Source organism: Streptomyces longispororuber (assembly GCF_014656095.1).
In the GTDB taxonomy this organism is placed as follows: Bacteria; Actinomycetota; Actinomycetes; order Streptomycetales; family Streptomycetaceae; genus Streptomyces; species Streptomyces longispororuber.
Genome location: NZ_BNBT01000317.1, coordinates 1 through 1,553, shown reverse-complemented (window position 1 = coordinate 1,553; position 1,553 = coordinate 1). Strand labels below are relative to the sequence as shown.

Annotated in this window: 2 protein-coding genes; both read left to right on the top strand. The window is 75.7% G+C overall.

What is annotated here, in order from left to right; all coding sequences use genetic code 11:
* On the top strand, positions 1–575 hold a 575-nt coding region (locus tag IE330_RS39815), incomplete at its 5' end, for a DUF2690 domain-containing protein (RefSeq protein ID WP_268257395.1).
* A gap of 542 nt (positions 576–1,117) precedes the next feature.
* Positions 1,118–1,553, top strand: a 436-nt coding sequence (locus IE330_RS38400) for a helix-turn-helix domain-containing protein (protein WP_229926238.1), incomplete at its 3' end; no start/stop codon positions are given.

Below are 1,553 nucleotides of genomic sequence, written 5' to 3'. Positions count from 1 at the left end.
CCTCCGGCGACGGCCCGGTGACGGACCTCGGCCCGGTCCCGCCGGGCCCTGCCGCCGGGCCGGACGAGGGCGGTGCCCGGCACCGCTGGACGACGGTGGCCCTGGGGACCGCCGCCGTGGTGGTGGCCGTGGGCGGTGTGACGGCCGGGCTCGCCCTCACCGGCGGCGACGGCGGGGACGACCAGGTGCGGACCGGGGCCACGGCGGGGCCGTACGAGCCGCGCTGCACCGGCGCGGCGTGCGAGGGCGAGCAGCCGCAGCGGATGGGCTGCGGGGGCCCGGGGCAGGTGGTGTCGCTCGCCACCCGCGGCTACGCGCCGGCGCGCCGCGTCGAGCTGCGCCTCGGCAAGGCGTGCGAGGCGGTGTGGGCGCGGGCGACCGGACTGCTGCCCGGGGACCGGGTGGTGCTCACGCTGCCGGGGGCGAAGGCCAAGGAGGTACGGGCCGAGAACGCGGGGGACACCCGTCGGTATCTGGCCACGCGCATGACGGCCCTGGACGGCCGGGACCCCGGGACCGCGAAAGTGTGCGTGACGCTCGCGGGCGCGGCGGCCGAGAAGTGCTTCTCGCTCTGACCGCCGCCGAACCCGCAGGCAGGGCGGGGTGACCGAACGGGACGGCGCCCGTCCTCTCCCCCGTGGGAGGACGGGCGCCGCCGCTTCACCGGGAGCGGGACGCGCGCTCACCGTGTGCGTTAAGCGTCATGGACGCGCCACATCGGCAGCAAGGGCGGCCGGTCCCCTGTGGCACGGAAGTGACCATTCCGCAACGCTGTTCCGGACCCGCTACGGCTGCGCGACGACCTTGATCGACAAGCCCGCCGGGCCGGTACGCGCACAGGCCACGTCACGAAGTCGTCGACGGGTGAGGGCGTCGGCGGGGGCTCCGGCGGGGACAACAGGGGGGACATCGGTGGTCGTCGGCCGGGGGCCGCGGAGCGTACGACGGGGCGTATCCGGCCCAAATGCTCCCGTGCGCCCCTAAATTGGGAACTGCCGTCCTGGCCCGGTGCATCTCCTTGGGTAGTCCAGAACCGGAGCGTTCGGGGTCCGCGGGGCGCCGGTCCGGGGAGCACGATGCGTGGGGGACAAGCACGCACGGGGGGATAGGGGAAGCGATGCCTCGTTGGAAAGCGCTGCCGGACGATCTCGACCCACAGGTCAGGGAGTTCGCGAGCCAACTGCGCGGGCTCGTCGACCGCAGCGGCCTCAGTGTCGCCGCCGTGGCGGACCGCACCGGCTACAGCAAGACGTCGTGGGAGCGCTATCTGAACGGGCGGCTGCTCGCCCCCAAGGGCGCCGTCGTCGCCCTCGCCGAGGTCACCGGCACGCCCGCCGTGCACCTCGTGACCATGTGGGAGCTCGCGGAGCGCGCGTGGAGCCGCTCCGAGATGCGGCACGACATGACGATGCAGGCGATCCGCATCTCCCAGGCCCGCGCGGCCCTCGGCCAACTCGCCGCGCCCGACCCGCCCAAGGCCAAGGGCGGCCGCCAGGGCAGGGCCCGCGGCGTCGTCGGCGCGGTCACCGGCGCGGCGGGCCCGGCGGGCGTCT